The organism is Paraburkholderia saeva (assembly GCF_907164555.1).
Classification (GTDB): domain Bacteria; phylum Pseudomonadota; class Gammaproteobacteria; order Burkholderiales; family Burkholderiaceae; genus Paraburkholderia; species Paraburkholderia saeva.
This window is the reverse complement of record NZ_CAJQZC010000029.1, coordinates 1-1,494: the sequence shown is the minus strand read 5'-3', so window position 1 is coordinate 1,494 and position 1,494 is coordinate 1. Positions and strand designations below refer to the sequence as shown.

Below are 1,494 nucleotides of genomic sequence, written 5' to 3'. Positions count from 1 at the left end.
GTTCCGGCAGTTCTCAGGATCGCCTCATTCAGCTCTTCACGCGTCAGTTCCCGCTGCTTGCGGGTGCCCACCTTGCGCTCCTTCGGTCGCGGCGCTTCGCCCTGATTCGTCCTCGATGGCGAGCCCGATGCGCGCCGGTCATCACGCTGCGCCTGGATCACCTGCGCCATCTGCAACGTGTGTCCCAGCCGCTTGCTGTCGACCACCGCCGCCTGATCAATCTCCGAGAGCCGGTCATACGGCACACAGGGCAGGGCAGCGCCATTGACCCGGACCTCGATGCGCCCGTCCGGATACTCGAACACGTCCAGATAACTGTGAATGAGGCTGCGGTTTGCCACCGTGTCTTCAAGCAGATAGATCACCCGGTCGTACTGCACCGTCAGCACCTTCGACACGCGCCGCGGCACCCGGGACGTCAGGATCAGGTCAAGATCGTCATCCGCCCGCAGTGGCCGGTGCGCATTGAACGTGCTCCTGGGCACCTTGCCGAACCGGCCGTTAAAGTCAGCGATGAAGTGGGGCGCATAGGCGTTGGCCGCCTCCTTCGTGCTGATGCCACGTAGCCGCAACTCCTTCACGAGGCGATCCTGCAACGTCAGATTGGCGCGCTCGACGCGCCCCTTGGCCTGACTGCTGTTCGCACAGAACGTATCCACATTCAGCTCGTACAGCGCGCGGCCAAACTGCGTCACGCCCTTGCCAGGCGTCACAGAATGGCTGTTGCAATGGAACACGCTCGCCTTGTCGCTGTACAGCGCCACCGGCTTGCCGTGCTGTTCCAGATACCCGCGCATCGCCTCAAAGTAGCTGAAGGTCGACTCGGTCGCGGTGAAGTGCAGCGCCATCAGCCGGCTGGTCGCATCGTCGATGAACACCAGCAGCGTACAAGCCGGCGCGCGTTCCTCGAACCACCGGTGATCACTGCCGTCGATCTGGATCAGCTCGCCCAGGCACGCACGGCGGTTTCTCGGCTGGTGCAACTTCGGCGGCCGCAATTTGCGTGGAATCCATAGCCCGGCGTCCCGCATCCAGCGCCGCACGGTTTCCTTCGCCAGCGTCACGCCATGACACTCAGCGAGCTTCTCGCACGCCAGCGTCGGCCCAAAATCGGCGTAGCGCTCACGCACCAGCGCCATGGCCCGTGCACGCAGATCAACCGGCAGCTCTCGGTTGCTCGGTTGGCCACGCCGCGCTGAAATGAGTCCGGCCGGCCCTGCCGCCTCGTAGCGCCGCACCAGCCGGCTGACCTGACGCTCACACAGCTGCAGCCGTTCGGCCGCCAGCACGACCGTCAGCCGCCGCTGGACGACCGCCTCGATGATCTTCACACGCTCGAGCTCGTGCATGCTGATCGTGATGAATCCACGTCCGTTCATGGTCGGGCTCCGGGCTGGCTGTGATGCCGCAGCATGCGCCACAGCCGCCGGCCCGGAGCCGGGAACCGGACATTTCTAATGAGCCAGAACCAGACATTACTAAAAAGCTCTGACA

1 protein-coding gene is annotated in these 1,494 nt (G+C 64.1%); it reads right to left on the bottom strand.

The genetic code is table 11. The features are described 5' to 3' along the window. A partial coding sequence (locus LPA36_RS29335; RefSeq protein WP_228884016.1) for an ISNCY family transposase occupies positions 1-1,379 on the bottom strand: 1,379 nt, incomplete at its 3' end. Positions 1,380-1,494: the final 115 nt, after the last annotated feature.